This is a genomic window from Bacteroidota bacterium, assembly GCA_016721765.1.
GTDB lineage: Bacteria > Bacteroidota > Bacteroidia > UBA4408 > UBA4408 > UBA4408.
Genome location: JADKHO010000002.1, coordinates 146,464 through 170,404 on the forward strand (window position 1 = coordinate 146,464; position 23,941 = coordinate 170,404).

25 protein-coding genes are annotated in these 23,941 nt (G+C 35.8%); 23 read left to right on the top strand and 2 right to left on the bottom strand.

What is annotated here, in order from left to right:
• Positions 1 to 10: 10 nt before the first annotated feature.
• From IPP32_09055 to IPP32_09150, 20 genes are all read left to right on the top strand, one after another.
• Positions 11 to 361, top strand: a complete 351-nt coding sequence (locus tag IPP32_09055) for a hypothetical protein (protein MBL0048225.1) — start codon at positions 11 to 13, stop codon at positions 359 to 361.
• Positions 358 to 756: a hypothetical protein gene (locus IPP32_09060; GenBank protein MBL0048226.1), complete on the top strand. Its 399-nt coding sequence runs from the start codon at positions 358 to 360 to the stop codon at positions 754 to 756. Before IPP32_09055 ends, IPP32_09060 begins: the two co-directional genes overlap by 4 nt.
• Before the next feature lie 457 nt (positions 757 to 1,213).
• Positions 1,214 to 3,589 (top strand): DUF748 domain-containing protein, encoded by a 2,376-nt coding sequence (locus IPP32_09065; GenBank protein ID MBL0048227.1) that lies wholly within the window; start codon positions 1,214 to 1,216, stop codon positions 3,587 to 3,589.
• A 21-nt stretch (positions 3,590 to 3,610) separates the two neighbouring features.
• On the top strand, positions 3,611 to 4,405 hold the full coding sequence (locus IPP32_09070; GenBank protein ID MBL0048228.1) for an ABC transporter permease: 795 nt from the start codon (positions 3,611 to 3,613) through the stop codon (positions 4,403 to 4,405).
• A gap of 8 nt (positions 4,406 to 4,413) precedes the next feature.
• Positions 4,414 to 5,202 carry an ATP-binding cassette domain-containing protein gene (locus tag IPP32_09075; protein MBL0048229.1) on the top strand — a complete coding sequence of 263 codons (789 nt, stop codon included), beginning with the start codon at positions 4,414 to 4,416 and terminating at the stop codon, positions 5,200 to 5,202.
• On the top strand, positions 5,183 to 6,145 hold the full coding sequence (locus IPP32_09080; protein ID MBL0048230.1) for an MCE family protein: 963 nt from the start codon (positions 5,183 to 5,185) through the stop codon (positions 6,143 to 6,145). Before IPP32_09075 ends, IPP32_09080 begins: the two co-directional genes overlap by 20 nt.
• Entirely contained in the window at positions 6,135 to 7,004 is an 870-nt protein-coding gene (locus IPP32_09085; GenBank protein ID MBL0048231.1) for a hypothetical protein, read from the top strand. The genes IPP32_09080 and IPP32_09085 overlap by 11 nt, the downstream gene beginning before the upstream one ends.
• Before the next feature lie 152 nt (positions 7,005 to 7,156).
• Positions 7,157 to 7,963: a hypothetical protein gene (locus IPP32_09090; GenBank protein ID MBL0048232.1), complete on the top strand. Its 807-nt coding sequence runs from the start codon at positions 7,157 to 7,159 to the stop codon at positions 7,961 to 7,963.
• Between the two features lie 171 nt (positions 7,964 to 8,134).
• Positions 8,135 to 8,578: a hypothetical protein gene (locus tag IPP32_09095; GenBank protein MBL0048233.1), complete on the top strand. Its 444-nt coding sequence runs from the start codon at positions 8,135 to 8,137 to the stop codon at positions 8,576 to 8,578.
• A gap of 183 nt (positions 8,579 to 8,761) precedes the next feature.
• A complete protein-coding gene (locus IPP32_09100; protein MBL0048234.1) occupies positions 8,762 to 9,190 on the top strand; it encodes a hypothetical protein in 429 nt (142 codons plus the stop codon).
• 198 nt (positions 9,191 to 9,388) lie between these two features.
• Positions 9,389 to 10,264, top strand: coding sequence for a hypothetical protein (locus IPP32_09105; GenBank protein MBL0048235.1), 876 nt, complete (start codon positions 9,389 to 9,391; stop codon positions 10,262 to 10,264).
• A 314-nt stretch (positions 10,265 to 10,578) separates the two neighbouring features.
• Positions 10,579 to 12,165 carry an OmpA family protein gene (locus IPP32_09110; protein MBL0048236.1) on the top strand — a complete coding sequence of 529 codons (1,587 nt, stop codon included), beginning with the start codon at positions 10,579 to 10,581 and terminating at the stop codon, positions 12,163 to 12,165.
• Positions 12,166 to 12,422: 257 nt separating this feature from the next.
• Entirely contained in the window at positions 12,423 to 12,596 is a 174-nt protein-coding gene (locus IPP32_09115; protein MBL0048237.1) for a hypothetical protein, read from the top strand.
• A 10-nt stretch (positions 12,597 to 12,606) separates the two neighbouring features.
• The gene (locus IPP32_09120; GenBank protein MBL0048238.1) at positions 12,607 to 12,996 is read left to right on the top strand and encodes a low affinity iron permease family protein; all 390 of its coding nucleotides are present in this window, start codon (positions 12,607 to 12,609) and stop codon (positions 12,994 to 12,996) included.
• Positions 12,997 to 13,220: 224 nt separating this feature from the next.
• Positions 13,221 to 13,664: a peptidase M23 gene (locus tag IPP32_09125; GenBank protein ID MBL0048239.1), complete on the top strand. Its 444-nt coding sequence runs from the start codon at positions 13,221 to 13,223 to the stop codon at positions 13,662 to 13,664.
• Positions 13,665 to 13,681: 17 nt separating this feature from the next.
• On the top strand, positions 13,682 to 14,275 hold the full coding sequence (locus IPP32_09130) for a YceI family protein (protein ID MBL0048240.1): 594 nt from the start codon (positions 13,682 to 13,684) through the stop codon (positions 14,273 to 14,275).
• Positions 14,276 to 14,289: 14 nt separating this feature from the next.
• Positions 14,290 to 14,709, top strand: coding sequence for a hypothetical protein (locus IPP32_09135; protein ID MBL0048241.1), 420 nt, complete (start codon positions 14,290 to 14,292; stop codon positions 14,707 to 14,709).
• Positions 14,710 to 14,716: 7 nt separating this feature from the next.
• Positions 14,717 to 15,073: a hypothetical protein gene (locus IPP32_09140; GenBank protein MBL0048242.1), complete on the top strand. Its 357-nt coding sequence runs from the start codon at positions 14,717 to 14,719 to the stop codon at positions 15,071 to 15,073.
• Positions 15,074 to 15,135: 62 nt separating this feature from the next.
• Positions 15,136 to 15,804: a hypothetical protein gene (locus IPP32_09145; GenBank protein ID MBL0048243.1), complete on the top strand. Its 669-nt coding sequence runs from the start codon at positions 15,136 to 15,138 to the stop codon at positions 15,802 to 15,804.
• A gap of 212 nt (positions 15,805 to 16,016) precedes the next feature.
• Positions 16,017 to 17,576: a T9SS type A sorting domain-containing protein gene (locus IPP32_09150; GenBank protein ID MBL0048244.1), complete on the top strand. Its 1,560-nt coding sequence runs from the start codon at positions 16,017 to 16,019 to the stop codon at positions 17,574 to 17,576.
• Between the two features lie 2,296 nt (positions 17,577 to 19,872).
• Here the strand turns inward: IPP32_09150 and IPP32_09155 are convergent.
• A complete protein-coding gene (locus IPP32_09155) occupies positions 19,873 to 20,256 on the bottom strand; it encodes a DUF1987 domain-containing protein (protein MBL0048245.1) in 384 nt (127 codons plus the stop codon).
• A 9-nt stretch (positions 20,257 to 20,265) separates the two neighbouring features.
• Positions 20,266 to 20,787, bottom strand: coding sequence for a hypothetical protein (locus IPP32_09160; protein MBL0048246.1), 522 nt, complete (start codon positions 20,785 to 20,787; stop codon positions 20,266 to 20,268).
• Positions 20,788 to 21,094: 307 nt separating this feature from the next.
• Here IPP32_09160 and IPP32_09165 point away from each other — a divergent pair, with 307 nt between their 5' ends.
• The 3 genes from IPP32_09165 (at position 21,095) to pfkA (ending at position 23,941) form a co-directional block, all read left to right on the top strand.
• Positions 21,095 to 21,841, top strand: a complete 747-nt coding sequence (locus IPP32_09165; protein ID MBL0048247.1) for a methyltransferase domain-containing protein — start codon at positions 21,095 to 21,097, stop codon at positions 21,839 to 21,841.
• Positions 21,842 to 22,216: 375 nt separating this feature from the next.
• Complete coding sequence (locus tag IPP32_09170; GenBank protein ID MBL0048248.1) at positions 22,217 to 22,930, top strand: methyltransferase; 714 nt, start codon at positions 22,217 to 22,219, stop codon at positions 22,928 to 22,930.
• 42 nt (positions 22,931 to 22,972) lie between these two features.
• Positions 22,973 to 23,941: a 6-phosphofructokinase gene (pfkA, locus tag IPP32_09175; protein MBL0048249.1), complete on the top strand. Its 969-nt coding sequence runs from the start codon at positions 22,973 to 22,975 to the stop codon at positions 23,939 to 23,941.

The window sequence follows — 23,941 nt, forward strand, 5'->3', positions numbered from 1 at the left end:
ATTATCCAATATGGACATCAAGGCAACACCCATTGAAGTGCTTTTCGAAAAGGCAGAGGACTACAGTAAAACAACACTGGAACTGTATAAGTTAAATTTAATTGATAAAACAGCAGATGTTGTATCCTCCTTAATTTCAAGATTAGCAATATTAATGGTTGTTGCTTTAATTGTATTTATTGCAAGCATTGGTTTATCGTTTTGGATAGGTGAGTATATGCCAAAACCCTATTACGGCTTTTTTGTGTTAGGTGGATTTTATACTCTTTGCGCCATCCTAATGCATAGTTTTAAGCAACAATGGATTAAGTATCCGATTAGCAATTCAATTATAAAGCAATTACTAAAAGAAAAAGAATGAAGCACCTAAACCAAACCGATGAGTTAAATAATAGAATTACTTTGTTGAAGCAAAAGCAAGAACTTCAATTTGACTTATTGCGTGCGCAATTTTACCTAACCTATGAAAGTTTAAAGCCAATAAATCTAATTAAAAATACCTGGAAAGAAGTGATGTCTGCACCCAACCTTAAGGAGGATTTGCTTGGTAGCCTTATTGGTTTAGGAACCGGATTTTTATCTAAAAAAATACTCTTTGGCGCAACCCATAATCCTATTAAAGCGCTCTTGGGAACAGTCTTGCAATTTGGTGTTTCAAATATTGTAAGCAAAAACTCCTCCAGCATAAAATCATTTGGTGAAAATATGTTACATCGACTATTCAGTAAAAAACCTATTCAAGGTGTTAACAATTAATTTGAATTCCACCCCCTATAAAAAAGTATCTATTTCTAAACGAATAGCTCAATCTGTTTGCAAAATAATCGGGCACAATTGGCAGTATATCAATTATACAAATCACATTAAAGCAAACGGCGACAAGTATGAATTTAGCCAATCTCGCGAGTGTAGCAGATGTGAATTATGCCAATATTATTACACAGAATGGATTACAGAAAAGCAAAAAATGTTTATGTAATTCAATCATTACTTTTTTAGTTCAATCATACAGCTCCAACTAACAAACGTCAACGCCTTAAACACAGGTATCAAAAAGTCTTGGTAAGCTAGTATTGCATTTTTAAAAATCGCAATCTACTTACCAATCCAATTTTTCTAATCACCTTAAGCATCCAACAATGTGTGAATTTTGTAACACTGTAGCGGTATAATATAAGAACTCCTAAACCGCCATATTGCATCTTTGCTCCGCATGACAAAAAAGTTTAAAAAAACCGCACTTATTACCATTGGAATATGCTTTGGTGCCATTTTGCTAATCATACTATTTATCTCTCCCATAGCAAAATACCTGATTGAAAAATATGATGTAAAATTTATAGGTCGGGAAATTACTATGGATTGGGCCTATGTTAATCCCTTTACAGGATATGTTCACCTTCAAAATCTAAAAATTTATGAGCCTGATGGCGATACACTTTTCTTCTCGGCAAGGGGAGTCAGTGCAAATTTTGCCATGCGCAAACTTTTGAATAAAACCTATGAAATAAGTGAAATCAATTTAAATCAACCAATAGGAATAGTAATTCAAAACAAAAAGGAGCTAAACTTTGGAGACATTATAAAAAAATTTTCTTCCAAAAGCACAAGTGATATCCCTAAAGCTCCGGTACATTTTAATATTCTAAATATTTCAATAGAAAGGGGAGTGCTTAAGTATCGTGAATCACAAATTCCTATTTCTTATTCATTAAAGGAAATTAATATAAAAAGCAGTGGCAAATGGTGGGATAAAGACAGCATCGTTGCCGCATTTTCATTCATTCCAAGCATTGGCACCGGTAAAGTGAACGGAAATTTTGAAATGAATTTTACAAACCTAAATTATAGATTGAATGCTGTTATTCAAAAGTATGATCTCGATTTTTTACAACAATACTTAAACGACATTACCAACTATGGCAGTTTTAGAGCCAATGTGGATGCAGACTTTAGAGCCAAGGGAAATTTTAAGGACCAAGAAAATATTTCGGCAAGCGGAAAACTCGCTTTTACTGATTTTCATTTTGGCAAAAATCCCAAGGAAGATTTTGCTTCCTTTCAAAAATTAAAAATTGGAATTATCGAACTAAGCCCTAAAAACCACAAATACAGTTTTGATTCTATATTATTAGCACATCCTTTTTTCAAATATGAACGTTACGATCAACTCGACAATATTCAAAAAATGTTTGGGAAGAAGGGCTCTAAAATTGCAACAGTTGCAGCAGATGAAGCCGAATTTAACTTAGTTATAGAAATTGCACGCTATGTAAAAGTACTGGCAAAAAATTTCTTTAGAAGTAATTATAAGATAAATCATCTCGACCTTACAAATGGCGATTTCGCATTCAACGATTTTTCGACTAGTGAAAAATTTTCCATCGGCCTAGATCCTTTAACTGTTTTTGCAGATTCAATTGATAAGGAGCACAAACGGGTGAAAATTAATTTTGTATCATCTATACAGCCTTATGGAAAAGCTAATATAACGCTTAGTATTAACCCAAAAGACAGCAGTGATTTTGATATGATTTATGATTTTGATAAAATTCCAACCACTTTATTTAATCCCTATTTACTCACTTACACATCCTTTCCTCTCGATAGAGGAACAATTGCCATTAAGGGCACCTGGAATGTTAGAAATGGTGAAATCGTTAGCGATAACCACCTCACCGTAATAGATCCGAGAGTAACTAATCGGGTACGTAATAAAGATAACAATTGGCTGCCCCTTCGATTAATCATGGCATTTGTAAGAGAACGAGGGAATGTAATTGATTATGAAGTACCCATTACCGGAAATTTAAATAACCCTAAATTTCATTTAAAAGATGTACTTTTTGATGTGGTCACAAATATTTTTGTGAAGCCGGCTACAACTCCATACCGCATTCAAGTTAGAAATATAGAGCAGGAAATTGAGAAATCTCTATCCTTTAAATGGGATATGAGAAGCTGTGAAGTAGATCGGAAGCAAGAAAAGTTCATTTCAAAATTAGCCGATTTTTTAAAAAACACGCCGGAAGCATCAATCACCATAACCCCTCAAAACTATTTAGCAAAAGAAAAGGAGCACATTCTTTTTTATGAAGCAAAGAAGAAATATATGCTTTTCAAGAATCCTAATTTGAATGCCAACCTCTCAGAAAACGATTCAATTTTCGTCACAAAAATGTCGGTTAAGGATACTCTTTTTGTTCAGTATTTAACTGCAAATAGCAAGGATACCATGCTTTTCACCATTCAAGAAAAATGTGCACGCATGGTCTCTGAAAATGTAGTTAACGAAAAATGGTTGCAACTCAAAAAAGAAAGAGAAAGCGCTTTTTTAGCTGTCTTCAAGCAAAGTGATGTGGATTCACATGTTAAATTTTTAACAGGAAAAACAACAATTCCATATAATGGATTTTCTTTTTACCGGATAGAATACAAGGATGAGTTTCCTGAAGCATTAATGAAAGCATACAGGGAAATGCACTCCTTAAATGCGGAGGCTCCAAGAAATAAATTCAACAAGGAGCGCAGCCAAATCAGAAATTCACGCATCCAAAATCGAAAATTAAAAAATGCAGCGCAACGTTAGTTCAATACAATTGGTCTTAGTATGAGAGTGAAGCACACTAAAAAATTTATTTTCACAAAAGGACTCGATCAGTACTTTAAAGATGTACACAAGGCTTTTTTATTTACCATGCGCTTTTTTAAAGAGGCAGGGAAAGCTCCCATGCACATTGGTGAAATTATACATCAGTGCTTTGAAGTAGGCTTAAAATCACTTCCACTTATTACTTTAACAGGATTTGTTACCGGAATAGTTTTCACAAAACAATCACGTCCTTCTCTCGAAGAATTTGGCGCTGCTTCATGGCTGCCTTCTTTAATCGGAATAGCCATTGTTAGAGCATTAGGTGCATTAGTAACAGCACTTATTTGCGCAGGCAAAGTTGGTTCCAGCATTGGCGCCGAATTAGGTTCCATGAAGGTAACGGAACAAATTGAAGCGATGGAAGTTTCTGCCATTAATCCCTTTAAATATCTCGTGGTAACGCGCGTTTGGGCCACTATGATTTCGGTTCCATTACTTGCACTGTATTGCAGCTTTGTTGCATTATTCGGCTCTTATGTAAATGTAAATTCCGAAGAAGCTACCGGATTCATCGCCTTCTATCAAAGCGCATTTAAAACAATCACTTTTGTCGACATTTTTGCTTCATTAACCAAATCAATAGTTTTTGGATTCACCATCGGAATCATCGGTTGCTATAAAGGTTTTAATGCCACTCAAGGTACACGAGGTGTTGGTAAAGCTGCCAATCAAGCTGTGGTACTTGCCATGTTTTTAATTTTTATTGAAGAAATTGTAATTGTGCAAATGTCTAATTGGATTCGAAATTATTAAGTAAGCAAATGCTCACACAGGAAATAAATACTGATAACAACGCCATTTCCATCAAAGGATTATACAAGTCATTTGGTGAACTTGATGTATTAAAAGGCATTGATCTGAATCTAATTAAAGGAGAAAATATCGCCGTGCTTGGAAAATCAGGAACCGGAAAATCGGTACTGATTAAAATACTCGTGGGCTTGCTTAAGCCGGATAGAGGGGAAGTAATTGTATTAGGCGAAGTTGTTGATCAGTTAAATCAAGTAAACCTCGATAAACTTCGACTTAGAATTGGATTTTCATTTCAAAACAGTGCACTATACGACAGTATGAATGTGTATCAAAACCTTGCATTTCCACTAACCATGAATACGAAAAACCTATCCAAAGCGCAAGTGGATAAAGCAGTTGATGAAGTTTTGGATTCAGTAGGTTTAAAAAATAAGCTAACCGAAATGCCAAGCGATCTTTCCGGTGGGCAACGCAAACGAATTGGAATTGCTCGTACGCTCATTTTAAAACCCGAAATAATGCTTTACGATGAACCCACTTCCGGTTTGGATCCCATAACAAGTGCCGAAATAAATCAACTCATTTTGGATGTGCAACAACAATTTAAAACCAGTTCCATAATTATCACACACGATTTAACCTGCGCTAAATCAACCGGCAATCGCATCGCCATGCTGCTCGATGGCGTTTTTCTTAAGGTTGGAACATTTGAGGAAGTATTTAATCATCCTGAAAAACAAATTGAAGGATTTTACAAGTATAATTTTACAACAAACAATGAACGAATTACAAAATAAACGCGCTGTGGCCGTCGGTTTCTTTGTCATCTTAGGAATAGTATTTCTGATTACAGGTGTACTAATGGTGGGAAATTTACATGAAACCTTTAAAAGGAAAATGAAGGTAGTTTCACTTTTTGATGATGTTAACGGTTTACAAACCGGTAATAATATCTGGTTTTCAGGTGTCAAAATTGGTACTGTAAGCAGTGTTCACTTCTATGGAAAATCACAAGTGGAAGTAATTATGAAAATCGAAACCAAAGCGCAGCAATACATTCGAAAGGATGCTAAAGTAAAAATCAGCACCGATGGCCTTATTGGTAATAAAATATTGGTTATTTATGGAGGAACTTCCAAATCAAATGAAGTGGAAGAGGGAGATACTTTGCTGGTGGAAAAAACTTTCTCTTCCGACGATATGATAAACACCTTGCAAGACAACAATAAAAATTTATTGGTGATAACAAACGACTTTAAAGTGATTAGTCATAATTTAGCAAACGGAACAGGTACGGTTGCAAAACTACTTAGTGATGATGCTGTTTATAACCAAATTAACGCAGCAACTGCTTCGTTGCAAGGGGCTGCCTCAAAAGCAAACCAGTTGCTGGTTTCCCTAAATGGATTTAGCTCAGGGTTAACCCGTAAAGGAACACTTGCAAATGATTTGGTAAGCGATACAATTGTCTTTAAATCATTAAAAGCTGCTGCTAGCCATATCGAACAACTTACCGATTCAGCAACAATGCTTGTTAGTAATTTGAAAGCCAGCGAAAGAAATTCAAAAAGCGCCATCGGTATTTTATTGCACGATGAAGAAGCTGGAGCGAATTTAAAAGCCAGTTTGAAAAATTTGGAAAGCAGCACAAAAAAATTGGATCAAGATCTTGAGGCCGTGCAACACAATATTTTACTAAGACGATTCTTTAAATCAAAACCGGCAAGCAATGAAAAATAAATGGATATGGATGCTACTAATTGTTTTAGTGCTTGTAATAGGTGCTGTAGGATACCTCTATTTTTTTAAAGATAAGCTTATAGCACGCTATATTCCTAAGCTGGAACAAATTGGTGATCTTGAAATTAATGTGGGTGACGATACAACTTATATACACTCGAAACTCGTAATCGAAAATAATTCCTTTTTGAAAATTGGTGTGGATACTATCAAATACCAAGTTTCCTTATTTAATAAAACCTATCTTAAAAGTCAAAGCTTTTTGGGAATTGTTTTGCCTCCAAATGGTAAGGATACATTTGAATTTTCATTAAAAATTCCTTACAAGGAAATTCTAAAAGATTTAAAAGCCGAACGAAAAAAAGGGGATAGTGCAAGCTATGCCATCCATGTATTTCTGCAATACTCCACCGTATTGGGTAAAGCGGAATTGCCAATTAATAAAGTTGCCAAGTTAAAGATTCCACAACCGCCCGAGCTCGAAATAGAAAACGTTAAATACACTAAAATTCGTTTCAAGAATATTGAAGCCAGTGCCAAAATCAAAATTATTAATTATGGTCCCATAACCTTGTCCATTAAGGAAATGGCTTATGTACTGGTAGTGCCAAATCAAGGTACACTAAAAGGCAAATACTTTGAAGCCATTAAAATAAAGCCATTTGGAACAACAGTTGTGACCCTTCCTATTAAAGTTACACTAAAGAATATTTTTAGGACAGCCATCCAGGTGGCACGCAATAAAGATCAGTATGAATACAATTTAACCTTACTCGCCGTTCTTGAGCCCGAAGACTCCTTAAAAAAGCCCATTCGAATCCATCTCACCAAAATGGGAATTATGGAATTAAGAAAATAGCAGCAACTTTTTCTGCTCCTAGAATTATCTATCACTAAAGCAGTATTCCTAAAAGATAGGAATAATGTAAGCTTTCGATTTAATAGTATAAGTCAACACACATAATGTATTGGCAACTTTGCTCTATATTAATTAAAGCAAATTCTAAAACTATGAAAAAATCAATGTTGATTCTTCTTCTTGCCTTAGCTGGAAGAATACAAGCACAAACACCGGAACTTATCACAAATGATAAAACCGGCTGGCATAAAATTGTTGAAAAAAGTGTCGATTTAAAACGCGATCGCGATGAATTTACAATTCTAGGCGCAGATCGCTTTGCTTCATTAAAACTCTTTGTTAAGGATGTTCAATTATCAATTTACGATATGGAAGTTTATTTTGAAAATGGAACGAAACAAGTGATTGAAGTGCGCAGTCCTATAAAGGCCGGCGGAGAAAGCAAAAGCTTCGATTTAAAAGGCGTGGAGCGAGACATTAAAAAAATTGTACTCGTTTATAAAACTGAACCAAATCAAAAGGATGAAAAAGCTTCCATCGAAATTTGGGGAATGAAATCTAATGAAGCACCCAATAAATCTGCTGTTGAAATGCCGGGTATTGTTTTAAGCGACAAAAAAGGATGGCATAAAATAGGAGAACGAACAATCAATTGGAAAATGGACCACGATGAAATTGTGGTGGTAGGTGCTGATAAATTTGCCTCCATTAAATTTATTGCTGTCTTTGCATCTATTGATATCAGAAGTATTGTGGTGCATTACGAAAGTGGAGATAATCAAAACATTACTATCTCAAATCCTATATTGATGGGTGCTGAAAGCAAAGTAATTGATTTAACCGGTGGAGAAAGGGCAATTAAAAAAATTGTATTTGAATACAAAACTATGCCCAATCGTAACGAAGAAAAAGCATTGGTAGAAGTATGGGGATATAAAACAAACACGGATAAAAAATAATTTTTAATACCATAATAATAAACCGCCCCACAGCAATTGGAGCGGTTTACTTTTTTGAATACAGTTGATGCGCTAAACTATTACTTAAAGCGCCTCCAAATATTCGCTTTAGCTACCTATTAGTATTTAACTTAAAAATTGTTGCCCGCTTCAACAGATTAAACCTAGAATATGAAAAATCTTATTTATTGCTTTCTCTTTTCAATTACCCTGTGCAGCTCTTGTATTGTTCAATCGCCCAAGTATACCTCCCTCGACAAAGTGATGGAGCTTCAACTAGGTATGTCGAAAGACGAAGTTGAAAAAACTTTAGGATTGCAACCTTATGACTTAAAATCAGTCTCCGATACAGCTACTGTTTTCATTTATGTTTACCGTGTCACGGATCGTAAAACACTTTCAATAGATACCCAACCGGTGAATGGCCGTTCCGCATTGGGAAAATATATACAACTGGCTGTATCTTATTCAAAAGAGAATAAAGTAATCCACGTTGAATCATGCACGCTGTGTCCGGATAATTTATCCAATACAAAAAAATTAGACGTTCAAAAATTGATTGTTTTCTTAACAATCACCCTTCCTGTAATTTTAGTTTTTATTGGTTTAAATTGATTTTCAGTTTATACTAAACTCATGCATTAAGCGTGCGTAAAGGCGTTCATGAATTTTCATTACAATTCACACCTGCGAATGTTACAAGAACAAAATAGAGTTCTGTAATGCAAAAGCTTCCCGAGCGCAGCACCTTTGTCACAGAAAATTAAATCAAACTAATAATACTTAAAACCTGAAATCATGAAAAAAGTAACACTAATTGTAATGCTTGCCTTAGCAAGTGGATTAATGAATGCAAATGCACAAACACCTCAATTTTTAGTAAGCGATAAATGGGAGTGGTATAAAATTGCTGATAAAGTAGTTGGCGAAAATAAAAACCGTGACGAAATAATTGTTTCGGGCATCGAGCGATTTACAGCCATTAAAGTGGTGGTTAAGGAAGCAGAAATTAACATGTACGATTTAGAAGTTTCTTTTGCTGGCGGCAACGGACAAGTAATTGATATTAGCAGCGAAATGAAAGCAGGAACCGAAAGTAAAGTGTATGGATTAGATAGCAGTAAAACTGACTTAACTAAGCTAACCTTTGCCTATGAAACGCTTAGCCCATTAGCAGATGAAAAAACTCAAATCGAAATTTGGGGACTTAGAACAATAAATGACTAATTACATTAAGTACATAAATTTAGAACCGCAGGATTTTGCTTGCGGTTTTTGTTTTATACTGACCTGCTTGACTTATCTGTGAATTATGTAACTTCTAGCTGCAATTGTATAATGGAATAGTAGCTGCCACATAGTTTCTTTGCAAGTATAAAATGTGGTGGAATTTTTTCAACACAGTAAAATTAAAAAACAGAACTTATGAAAAATTACCTCCTTATTGCACTACTTGCAATTATGTTTTCTGCCTGCGAACAAGCGAAATTAGATAAAGCCGCACTCGACAAAACTACTATTGAAAACGACTCTTTAAAATCAATTGTTTCAGATAGAGAAGCATCCATAAATGATTTTATTACCTCTTTTAATGATGTGGAACGCAACTTGGATTCGGTTACAGCACGCCAACATCTTATTTCTGTAAGCACCGACCAACAAGGTGATTTAAAACCTAGTCAGAGAACACGAATTAATGAAGGCATTGCCTCTATAAATACATTAATGGAAGAAAACCGCAAGAAACTGGCTGAGCTAAAAAAGAAATTAAAAAATTCCTCTTACAAAAATGCCGAACTGGCCAAAGCCATTGCCACAATTAACAATCAATTGGCACAAAAAGATGTAGAATTGACTGCCTTAAATGAAAAACTGTATAATTTAAATGCCCAGGTTAACGATTTGCAAACAGCTTTAAGTATCGTAACTGAAGAAAGCGCTGTTAAATCTCAAACCATTGCCGAAGAAACAATGGCTTTGCATACCGCATACTATGTTATTGGTGAATCAAAAGAATTGCGCGATGCAAATTTAATCGATAGAAAAGGTGGTTTATTAGGCATGGGTAAAACAGCTAAACTCAGCCCTAATATTGATAACAGCAAATTTATTCGCATTGATTATACACAAACCACCAGCATTGAAGTAAACAGCAATATGAAAATAATTACCGTGCATCCTGCCGATTCTTATGTATTGGATGCCGATGCAAAAAATAAAAAGAAGGTGAAAAATTTAACCATTACCAATCCTGAAAAGTTTTGGAGCGCTTCAAAATACTTAGTAATTCAAAAAGATTAAGCATACGCTGGCATTAGCCAACTGTTACTCTACTACTGTCAGTGAAAAACGAAAGAGTTAATTACAAATAGGCTTATTATCAAGACTTTTATAGTTGGTTTAGTTTTAGAGCCGTTGAAATTTCAACGGCTCTTTTTTTTGAAGTCAACGCTCCTAAACCAGTTTGTAAGCTTATACTCAAGCGAAGTGTATCAGCATGGAAGCACATTTAAAGCGATACTTGAAGTGTGAATATTGATAATAAACACATTTTTAATGTAACACATTCCCGCACAACTTCACACACCTTTGTCACTTACTAATTCAAAATAAAAATGAAATCAATTAAGTACAAACCGGGTTTTATGAACTTAAAACGAACTGGAAAAAAGCTTATAATTCTGACTGCATGCATTGCATTCACGCTCAGTACAAAGGCACAAACAGAAGATAAAAAATGGAGCATTGGCTTGCACGGTGGCGCAAACCAGTACCAAGGCGATTTAGGGAAAGGTTTCTATAAAGGAAACCAAGCGCTTTATGGATTTGGAGGAATATCTTTTTCACGCTTTATCAATCGGCATTTAGATGCAAATTTGTTGTTTACCAAAGGAGAGCTTGGCTTTAAAGGCGATACCAGCAGTTTCCAAACCGGATTCTCAACAGTTACTGCTAACGTTCGCTTTAATATATTATCGTCCGATTATGTGGTTAGACCCTATTTATTTGTGGGTGCAGGTGCAATGCTATTTGCAGTGAATCCTACAGTTACTGATAAAAGTAAAATCGATTATGCGGCTCCTGATTTTGGGGTGGGTATCAATATTAGTTTAACCCCAACGGTTATGCTTAACCTGCAAGAAATGGTATTATACTCTACCGGTGATGGTAAAGATGGTGTGAACAAAGCCGGAAATGATGCCTACTTGCAACACATGGTTGGCTTGACTTTTAATTTTGGTAAGAAAAAAGATGCAGATATGGACGGTGTTTCTGATTCAAGAGATAAGTGTGCCAACACGCCTCCAAAAATTACAGTGGATAAAACAGGTTGCCCGCTTGATAAAGATAAAGATGGTGTAGCTGATTACTTGGATGCATGTCCGGATGTAGCAGGTACTTTGGCGCTTAAAGGTTGCCCTGATAAAGATGGCGATGGAGTAGGAGATAAGGAAGACAATTGTCCGGATGAGAAAGGAACACTTGCTTTGAACGGTTGTCCCGATAAAGATGGTGATGATGTGGCCGATAAAGACGATCGTTGCCCGGATGCTTCTGGTAGCGCAGCTTTAAAAGGTTGCCCGGATAAAGATGGAGACGGTGTTGCCGATTTAGATGATAAATGTGCCGACACAAAAGCCGGTTACAAAGTAGATGCAACAGGTTGCACAAAAGATAACGACAACGATGGTATTGTGAACGAAGAAGATGCTTGTCCGGATAAAGCAGGACCAATGGTTTTTAAAGGCTGTCCTGATACAGATGGCGATGGTGTTGCAGATAATGATGACCGTTGTCCAACCATTAAAGGAACTATTAATAACAAAGGATGTCCTGAAATGGCAAAAGAAGATGTGAAAAAAATAACTCAAATTGCAAGCAAAATATTTTTCGAATTTGATAGCGATAAATTAAAAGTTGCATCCTTAGTACAACTGGATGAATTAGCTTCTATTTTGAAAAAATACGAAGGAGCAAACTTATTAGTTGGAGGCCATACCGATAGCGATGGCGAAGACGCATACAACATGACCCTTTCTCAAAAAAGAACCGAATCGGTTAAAACTTATTTAATGGGACAAGGCATTATGGAATCGCGATTAACTGCAACCGGTTTTGGCGAAACACAACCCATTTCAGATAATAAAACTGCAATCGGTAAAGCGAAAAACAGAAGAGTAGAATTAAAGACTTCGTATTAATTAAAAATTGATTTTTTATTAAAGGGATTGCCTGGCAAGGCAATCCCTTTTTTTGTTTGTAAGCTCCATCAAAAATAAAAAGGAACAAACCTTTCCATTCCAAAGCTCAATTCAGTGTTTCAATCCATTGAATTTGATTCCGAAACAAGGCAAACAAATTAGTTTAATCATCTGTGAATTATATAAATAAATATGGTCGTAATATAATCCTTAAGATGCCCCTGTGCTCAATCTTTGTTGAACCAAATTACACCAATATGAAAGCAAATAGAATCAGCTTAATTAACGAGCTAAAAAATTATTCAAGCCAAACCGGCATCGAAAGAGCTGCGCAGCACAATGCAATTCAAAGCTGGGATGAATCCGCATCAATTATAAAAAAGGAAATTTTGTTACGGCTATCCAAAACAAAAGAAATCAAATTATTATAACAGCTTTACGATGTACAAATTATCACACCATGCCGAACGCATTTTTGAACGAGTAACTTCCTTTGCAATAACAGTAATGGGTAACTCACTTACCTTTATTATTGCATGCATCAGCGTTATTTTTTGGCTTACGCAGAAGGATTTTTTTGACCAATCACTACATGAGTGTATACACGAAGCGATAATTGGAATTACCTTTTTAAGCTTGTTTCTAATTCAAAAATCGTTCAACCGATTTTCCGCATCCCTACATTTAAAAGTAAATGAATTGGTATCCTCACACGAACCTGCCAGCAATGCCGTAATCGATACAGAGTTAAAAACCGAGCGAGAACTTACAAAACTGTCAAAAGAATACATCGAAATAACGGATACCTTAAAGAATACCCCACAGCCATAAATCCATCTTTAGAATGAATTGCAAATTAATAGAACAACAATTCGTCAAATCAAAATTCAAGAATTCAACAAATCAAAATTCAAAAAATAAATTCCCCATCTGTGAATGATGCAATTTAATCTTAGAGTTATATAACATTTACTACCTAGTATTCACGGACTTTTGCACCGCAATGCTACTATTGCACCTTGTTCGCAGGAAGCGAAAATCAAATAAAAAATACAATGAAAATTTCAATTCTAACAATTTCAGTCGCATCTATTATGTCAGTGATGCTAGTAAGCAGTTGCAGCAGTCCCGAAAAAAAGGTCGAAAATGCGCAAGAAAATGTAAACGATGCTAATGCAGATTTAGCAAAAGCAAATGATGAATACCTTGCAGATATTGAAACATACAAAAAAGTAACCGCCGATCAAATCGCACAAAATGAAAAGGAATTAGCTGCTTTCCGACTTAAAGTACGCGATGAAAAAGCTCAAGCTCGTGCCGATTACGATAAAAAAATTGCAGACCTGGAAGAAAAAAACAACAGCTTGAAGCAAAGAATGGCGGATTACAAAGAAACTGGAAAAGACAATTGGAATTCATTTAAAAGCGAATTCAGTCACGACATGGACGAATTTGGTAAAGCATTCAAAGATTTAGGTGTAAATAATGTGAAGAAATAATTAAAAAAAATAAAAAAATGAAACCAGATGTAAAATGGAGTATTGATATCGCCCATAGTGAAGTTGAATTCAAAGTGCGTCACCTTATGATTGCTCATGTAAAAGGAAAATTTAAAAATTTTGATGCCAGCATTTATACCACCGGAAAAGATTTTTCAACCGCTGTCATTGATTTTTGGATAGATGTAGCCTCCTTGGATACAGGCGACGACAAAAGAGATGAACATCTAAAGAGTGCTGATTTTTTTGACGCACACAAGCACAAACAAATCACCTTTGTTTCGAGCACAATTGCACAAGCCGATGCGGATGGTAACCATGAACTTTGGGGCGAATTAAGCATGATGGGCATAACAAAAAACCAACTCCTAAACGTGCAGTTTGGTGGAATTACCAAAGACCCTTGGGGAAATGAAAAAGCCGGGTTTACAGTTACGGGCAAATTAAACCGAAACGACTGGGGCCTTGTTTGGAACACAGCCATGGAAACAGGCGGCGTAGTGGTAAGCGATGAAGTGAAAATAACCTGCGAATTCGAATTAAAAAATGCCGGTACAATGGAAGAAACAATGGTGCTTGAATCAAGCCCTGATGCTAAAAACACATTTTAAACTAGAAAAAAAACATGAAACTAAAAAACAAATTTGCAATCCTCTGCATACTTCTTGCAGCTATAGTGATTCCTTCCATTCAAAGTTGTCAGAAATATGACGACGGCCCTGCGTTAAGCCTCCGCTCGCGTGCTGCGCGTTTAGCCAATTCTTGGAAAATCGATAATTATAAAATTAACGGCGATGATTACACGTCGCTCGTGGCAGGGTATACCGAAACATTTTCAAAAAGCGGATCCTATTCCTATTCATTTGGAATGCTTAACGGTGCGGGCAACTGGACCTTTCAAAATAAAGATGAAGAAGTAAAACTAAATGGCGACGATGATCAATCCTCTCGCACCTTATTCATTAAAAAGCTGGAAGAAAAAGCGCTTTGGTATTACTATATGGACGGAAATGACAAGTACGAAGTACACTTAATTCCAAACTAAATTAAACATGCCCCTGTCAAAACTGAATTTATTTATTGTAGATAGCGATATTCTTTCTGTAAAATTGTTGCGATCTTATCTTACACTTCGTTTCAACGAAGATGTGCAGGTAGCAAGCTTTTACAACAGTGCAAGTGCCTTAAAAAAAATTTCGCTAAACACTAATTTAGTCGTATTGGAAAATCACTTATTTCTTACAAAAGAACGTGAATTCATTGCTTTGATTAAGAAAATAAATTCAAAAGCGAAAGTAATTCAGCGGATCTCCAATGATGCGGTTGGTTTAGCTATTGAGCGCATCAATAGTAATGAAAGCAAATTAGAAAATAGAACAGTGCGTAAGTGGATTAAATTTTTCAACTAACGGCTACTACATTTAAAATTCAAAAAGCAAAATTTTATGTTAGTGATAATCCCTATTATTTAATGTGCTTTTCAGCCCAAGCAAGCTTTACCGCCAGTGCAGTTTTAGCACTGGTAGGTATTGCTTCCGTCAAAAAGGTAAGCCTTCCGGCGCAAACAGCTTTCGCCTGCATTCCATTTCTATTCGCCTTTCAGCAATTCACTGAAGGTTTGCTCTGGCTTTCATTTACACATCCCGAATTTTCATACTTAAAATCAGCCAGCACCTATTCCTTTTTGATTGTGGCCCAAATAATTTGGCCTACCTGGGTACCACTATCAATTCTGTTTCTCGAACAGAATATAAAACGAAAACGAGTGCTCACCTATATACTAAGTCTCGGTATACTACTTTCTCTTTACCTGAGCTATTGTTATATAATTTACCCAATACATGCCGAAATCAGCGGACACCATATCAAATACAATCTTGAATTTCCGCATACCCAAAATTTATTGTGGTTGAGTGCCTTTTTTTATTTTATTCCAACGGTGGTATCAACACTTGTGTCTAGTGTGAATCGGATGCAAATTCTAGGAATTACAATTTTAACTTCATGCATTATAACACGCATCATAACACCAAAATATTTTATTTCTATTTGGTGCTTTTTTGCAGCTATCATAAGTGTTTTAGTACTAGTAATTTTGAAAGACTTAAAAAAATCAACAGAAAACTCAAGCTTGGTTTAATGAGTATAAAAATTCCACAGTAAAAACACCGTATTTAAGTCTTGTCACTTCTACCATTCAATTCTGAATAAAATAAATCCGTCAATTCAACAAAGGCTTACTGTTGGCATTGTTACATTTTAAGTTTTTGATATTTTATAAAAAACACTTCCAATTTTTGAGTTGCGTTACAAATATTTTGTATCTTCAAGTTTGAATCAAAAATAAAAACTATGAAATATTGCTACTTAATTATCCAGCTTTTTCTCAGTATTGGAATTGCCTCTAATGTTCAGGCCAAAAAAAACAGCTCAGGTGTTGTTCCGGCTATCAGTATTGTAAGCAACGATGGTACCTACACGGAAGCTGTTGGTGGCCTATGTTTTAGTGTAAGCATTACAAATCCATTACCCGATACTACTTTTGTAGATGTGCAAATTGTGGCAAGTACCACCGGAACGCTCGGTACCGATTTTACCATTGCACCTACTCGAATTAAGTTTTTACCCAATTTTGCCGGTAATGAATCTGTTTGTGTGAGCATATTCGAAGACCTCTTAGCCGAGCCAATTGAGACCTACAGTTTTATGCTTGCAAACCCGAGTAACAATGCAACTCTAGGTGATTCTCTAATTAATTTTACCATTTATGACAACGACTCCATAACCACTTCCAATCCTTGTTCCGACATATTTTTTTCAGAATTTGTGCATAGTTTTTCAGCTGGTGATAGAGCATTCGAATTGTATAATCCAACCGGCCAGGTGGTTGATTTATCAAATTATTCCATAAAAATTTATTTTGCCGGTAACACCGTTGCCGGAACCGATGTGCCATTATCCGGTTTTATAAATCATGGAGATACCTATGTAATCAGTTATTCCGGCTCCGATTCAGCAGTAAAGGCAATTTCAGATTTGGTAAACGGACAGTTCTTCTTTAATGGAAACAGCGCAATTGGCTTATACCACAATGCTACTTTAGTCGATTGCTTTGGCACAATAGGAGTGAACCCCGGCTTTGGCTGGCCGGTTTACAATGCAAATTCAACTTCGGCAACACTGGTGCGAAAACAAAATATCAAACAAGGTGAGTCAAACTGGAACAATTCAAATGGTCAATGGGATATATTTCCGCAAGCTGATTATTCTCACTTGGGTTCACACACCATCAACGGCTGTGGTTTTATTGTGCCACCGACGGTCACCATGTTTACATCCGATGCTTCCTTTAATGAAGCAGTTGGCGGCTTAAGCATTAGTGTAAAGATCTTTAATCCCCTTGCAGTTGCCACTACGGTGGATGTAGTTTTAGGTAATTTAACCACGGCTACACTCAACAGCGATTTTACTTTTACCCCATCACAGTTAACCTTCCCGGCAAATTCCACAGTTCCGCAATCCATTAGCATTTCTATTGTGGATGATTTAACAATTGAGCCGGATGAAATACTTGAACTCCGTCTTCAAAATGTAAGTGGTTCCGCTACAATATTAGATTCCAGTTGGGTGCTTACCATTCAAAACGACGATTTTACAGGAATCAGTGAAATCAAAACTTCCGCAACCCACAACCTTCAACCAAATCCCGTAAAAGATATTTTAAAATTTACATCCAACAATAAAATTGATAGCTACCAAATTACAAATTTCCTTGGCCAAGTATATAAAGCTGAAACCAACATTAATTCATCACAACTCAATTTAAATTTACAAGATCTAAAACCGGGAATGTATTTTATTGTAGTAAAGGAGGGAACTAATAATTTCTGCAAACGATTTATCAAAGACTAGCTTGAAAGAAAAATTTCATTTGCTTATCCTTAGTTTTACTTTGCTTGAGATATAAATATCACAACCAGTATTAATGATGAATTGCCATCAATAAAGGCTTATTTAGTTTACTGAAAGGATCGGCCTATGAGAAATTGGCGTTAAGAAATTTGAATTCATTATTAAGCGTGGGCCTGTGTAAGCAATCCTCGAGCGAGAAAACATTTTTTTACTTAGCACTGACCACTTTCGAGCGCTTGGGTTGCGCGGCAATAATGAATTCAAATTTTAGCCAATTTATCATCAGCCTTGATTTTTTGCTTACTTTTTGATCAAGAAAAAAGTATGAAAATGACCATTGATAGTAGTATTCACCACCCTATAGAATCTATTCAACTAAAAGCACGAAATCCCCAAATCACAATCATGAACGAAAAGGATCGGCCTATGAGAAATTGGCGTTAAGAAATTTGAATTCATTTTTATGCGCAGGCCTGTGTAAGCAATCCACGAGCGAGAAATGAAAGTATTTTCATTTAACAGAATATTGTCGAGCGGCTTGGGTTGCGTGTAAAAATGAATTCGAATTTTAGCCAATTTATCATCAGCCTTGATTTTTTTCTTACTTTTTGATCAAGCAAAAAAGTAAGAAAACATGCATGAAAACTCGCAAATAATAATGATATACAAAAAACGAAACCTAAAAAAACATCAATAAAATCCGAAAAAGACCGGCCTATGAGAAATTGGCGTTAAGAAATTTGAATTCATTATTAAGCGCGGGCCTGTGTAAGCAATCCTCGAGCGAGAAAACAATTTTTTACTTAGCACTGACCACTTTCGAGCGCTTGGGTTGCGCGGCAATAATGAATTCAAATTTTAGCCAATTTATCATCAGCCTTGATTTTTTGCATACTTTTTTATCAAGAAAAAAGTATGAAAATGACCATTGATAGTAGTATTCACCTCCCGATAAAACCTAAGCAACAAAAAGAACGAAATCCTAAAATCACAATCAAAACCGAAAAGGATCGGCCTATGAGAAATTGGCGTTAAAAAATTTGAATTCATTTTTAAGCGTTGGCCTCGTGTAAGCAACCCTCGAGCGAGAAATGAAAGTATTTTCATTTAACAGAATATTGTCGAGCGGCTTGGGTTGCGTGTAAAAATGAATTCGAATTTTAGCCAATTTATCATCAGCCTTGATTTTTTGCTTACTTTTTGATCAAGCAAAAAGTAAGAAAACATGCATGAAAACTCGCAAATAATAATGAGATACAAAAAACGAAACCTAAAAAAACATCAATAAAATCCGAAAAAGACCGGCCTATGAGAAATTGACGTTAAGAAATTTGAATTCATTTTTAAGCGCGGGCCTTGTGTAAGCAACCCTCGAGCGAGAAAAATCAATATTTTCCTTTTACTGAATTTATCGAGCGCTTGGGTTGCGTGTAAAAATGAATTCGAATTTTAGCCAATTTATCATCAGCCTTGATTTTTTGCATACTTTTTGATCAAGAAAAAAGTATGAGAATGACTATTGCTAGTAGTGTTCACCTCCCGATAAAACCTAAGCAACAAAAAGCACGAAATCCTAAAATCATAATCATAAACGAAAAGGACCGGCCTATGAGAAATTGGCGTTAAGAAATTTGAATTCATTTTTATGCGCAGGCCTGTGTAAGCAATCCACGAGCGAGAAATGAAAATATTTTCTTTCAACAGAATATTATCGAGCGGCTTGGGTTGCGCGGCAAAAATTAATTTAAATTTTAGCCAATTTATCATCAGCCTTGATTTTTTGCTTACTTTTTGATCAAGCAAAAAGTAAGAAAACATGCATGAAAACTCGCAAATAATAATAAGATACAAAAAACGAAACCCTAAAAAACATCATTAAAAACCGAAAAGGACCGGCCTATGAGAAATTAGCGTTAAGAAATTTGAATTCATTTTTAAGCGTAGGCCCTGTGTAAGCAACCCTCGAGCGAGAAACAAAAATATTCTCCAATTACGGAACAAAATCGAGCGCTTGGGTTGCGTGGCAATTAAGGCAAAGCCGAATCACGAATACCTTAAAAAATTAACACAATATGAGTAAAAATGAATTAAAATTTTAGCCAATTGCTCATCAGCCTTGATTTTTTGCTTACTTTTTGATCAAGCAAAAAGTAAGAAAACACCTTACAAGTAATGATTTTAATAGTTTTATAATTCAAATCTTATTGCAATTAACCAAAGTACTTTTCTACACTTATCCACATAAAAAAAGCAGTTGCATATTAGGCAACTGCTTTTTTTTATACTATTTCAAAGCTTAAGCTTCGCTCAATACCATTTTAAAAGGAATGTTAATAATGGCTTGATAATCTTCGCCTGCTTCTAACATATCCTCATCATCCTCTTCATAATGCCAGTTAATAATAACCTCACTACTTCCGCCTTTGTGAATACTCTCAAGTTTTTTAAATACGTCCAAAATACACTTCGAAGAACTGGTATTAAAGTACTCCAAATGAATATTCACATTTGTATTCTTTTGTGGCTTGCCCGAGTATTTATCCAACCAGTCTACAAGCGGTTTGTAAAACTCAATCGAGTTTTCAGGGATCGATCTCCCTTTAATTTCTAAATATCCTTTATCCCAATCAAATTTAATAGTAGGCGTTTTGGGTGAACCTTCAATTAGCAGTGTTTCCATAGTATTTAATTATTGTGAGATTTTAATGTTCAAACTAAAAAATGAATATTTATCATCCGCCACCATAAAATTATAGTTCAGCTTCTGACCTGATTTACGCGCAATGTCTATCATTCCCAAGCCTCCTCCGCCTTTTTCAGAGAAAGTATCGTTGTTTAATATTTCTTTATAGTACTCTTTTAACTCCTCTTTACTCATCTCATTTATCTTGTCTAATTTTACTCTGAGATTTTCAACGTTCGAAGTTAAGATATAATTTCCGGTAATAATGCTGTATTCATTCTCCACCTTACCTATCATAAAAATGGCCGAACGAGAAACAATTTCATTCGTGTCATCCGTAAAGGCAACTTCATCCATGTGGTGATACAAATTCTGCAAACACTCCACCAACACATTATACACTTTCTTCTTAACTTTTGGCTCCTCCTGCAAATTATCCAACTTGGATTCCATAATTTGCAATATAGACGTCAGCAATTCGGAGGTGATATCACCTTTAAATGAAAGCATAATTTTATTACGATCCATTTTATCGTAAAAATCATAAATATCAACCATCCTATTTCGCTTTAGTTAAATAAATATATTGCTGCTTATTCGCTTAAAATTGTGTAAAAACCCTTGATATTACTAATATATGTTAGCAAATATAACTATTTGTATAAATAAAAACATCGGCTAAAATAGAATTTATTTACAACTATTTGTTATTAACTCCGAAAAAAAAATAATCGCACACCATTCCTTATTGCTTCATATTTCGGTTTACAACTTCTTTTCAATCCAAAATTTTCTCTTAGCACTCCCTTGCTTATTTCATTAAATTTGTTCCGCAATGAATGGCAACTTCAAGAAAAAATACTGGTTCGATATCTGGTTCGATTCTCCCTACTATCACTTACTCTATCAACACAGAGATAAAGATGAAGCAAAAGAATTTATTACCAATTTAATTCAGCACCTTAAGCTTGCACCACATTCATTTTTGCTCGATTTGGCCTGCGGTAAAGGAAGACACTCTATTTATTTTGCTAAAAATGGATATAATGTTACGGGCTTAGACCTCTCCAAACAAAGCATTCAATATGCACAACAATTCGAAAACGATTCGCTTTCTTTCTTTACACACGATATGCGCCAGCCCTTTCGTGTGAATTATTTCGATGCGGTAATGAACCTCTTTACCAGTTTCGGTTATTTCGAAAATGAAAAAGATAATCTAAAAACCATTCAATCTGCCGCAGCCTCCATGAAACAAGGGGGTGTATTGGTTATTGATTTTATGAATTCTACCAAAGTGCTCAATGAACTAATACCTAAGGAACAAAAAAAAGTCTGCGATATCGCTTTTAAAATTCAAAAAAAAATAGAAAAAGGTTTTCTCATCAAACACATTAATTTCACCGATAATGGCGAAGATTTTTCCTTCACCGAAAAAGTAAAAACCCTTAAACTGCCTGACTTTATTCACTATTTCGAAAAAAGTGGATTACGTCTTACGGCAACTTTTGGAAATTACAACCTTCAAAAATTCGATGAAAAAACTTCCGAACGCCTCATTTTACTGGCAACTAAAGTGTAACACATAAACTCTTTTTTGTTAATTCTAGCCTTACAATTTCTCCTTTTATAAAACATTCATAGTCTGCTGTGAGCTACAATTAATGTCAATTTTTTTTGGGCAATACCCGATGAAAAATCGGGTCAGGCTTTCACCACTCGCTTCCGCCAGCCGGCGGAGAGCTCAAACAAAGGCTCAATCCTTATTGCATAACAGCATCCAAATAAATATACTACACTTTTCAAAAATATTTTTCCTTACAATATCATTGATTCAAACAATAAATTGCAAACTCCAACAATTTGCTACTTTCTCGCATAGTAATACATAAGCATATAATTTTATATCTTTATCAAAATTAAATCAAACAACACCCCATTACCGCACAAATGTTTTATGCCCCAACAGCAGTTTGAATTCAAACAGTTTAAAATAAACCAAGATAAATGTGCCATGAAAGTAGGCACGGATGCAGTTTTGCTGGGCTCATGGGTGGATGCTGCTACTTCCACAACTATCTTAGATATCGGCACCGGCACCGGAATAATTGCCCTCATGCTGGCACAAAAATCTACCGCTCAAATTCATGCCATCGATATTGATGATGCTGCCTTCTTGCAAGCACAAGAAAACGTAAGCAACTGTAAATGGAAAGAACGCATACATGTTTACCATCAGTCCTTTCAAAACTTTTTTAAAAATCACGAAAAAAAATACGATTTAATCGTTAGTAATCCACCTTATTTTATCGACTCTTCCAAAGCTTCTGCAGAATCGCGCACCGCAGCCCGTCATACCGATTCTCTTGCTTTCGAAGACCTGCTTGAAGGCGTATTAAAACTGCTTTCAAAAAACGGAAAGTTTTGTGTGATACTTCCCAGCAAAGAAGCCGAAATATTTCGTGACTTAGCTAAAGAAAAAAAATTGCACGTCGATAAAATCTTGCGCGTGAAAACAAGAGCCGATAAAACCGAAAAACGATTGCTGATGCAATTCGAATTTAATCCAACCACCTTTTCCGAAAGCAGTATCATTATTGAACAGGATGAGCGACATTCCTATTCAGAAGAATACAAACAACTGACAAAGGATTATTACCTTGCGTTTTAAATTTACTCCTATTTTTACACCCAATTTATAAGAAGAAAAAAGATGAAGAAGATTGCTGTTTTTACCTCCGGTGGCGATTCCCCCGGAATGAACGCTTGTATTAGAGCGGTAGTGCGTACCGGTATATACCACAAATTATCCGTAATGGGAATCATGCATGGTTACGAAGGAATGATAGATGGAGAGTTTATTAACTTAGATACACGCAGCGTTGCCAACATTATTCAACGCGGCGGCACCATCCTCAAAACTGCCCGAAGCAAACGATTCATGACCAAAGAAGGCATGAAAAAAGCTTACGATAATTTAGTAAAGCACGGCATTCAAGGCATTGTTGCCATTGGAGGAAACGGAACGTTTACCGGCGCTGCCGAATTTAGCTCCATCTATAAAATGCCCTTTATCGGTATACCCGGCACAATTGATAACGACCTAGCTGGAACCGATTTCACAATTGGATACGATACTGCCATCAACACTGTAATTAATGCAGTCGATAAAATTAGAGATACCGCCGAAAGTCACGACCGACTATTTTTTGTGGAAGTCATGGGTCGCGATGCCGGTCTAATTGCTTTAAACAGTGGAATTGGTGTAGGTGCCGAAAGTATTTTAATCCCCGAAACCAAAACCGATTTAAGCCACCTCATTGCGCGTTTGGAAAGAGGAAGAAAAAGCAAATCTTCCAAAATTATTATCGTTGCCGAAGGCGAAGAAGAAGGCGGAGCATTCGAAATTGCTCGAAAAGTAAAAGAGCGATTCAACCAATACGATACCCGTGTCTCCATTTTAGGCCACATGCAAAGAGGAGGAAGCCCTTCCTGCAACGATCGTGTGCTTGCCAGCCGTCTTGGTTTCATGGCTGTGGAAGCACTAATTTCAGGTAAAGACGGGCAAATGGTTGGAGTGATTAATAATGAAGTGGCATACACCCCCTTCAGTCAAGCAATTAAACACATAGAGGAAACCGACCAGGAAATTATGCGCATGATCGAAATTTTATCCTTGTAA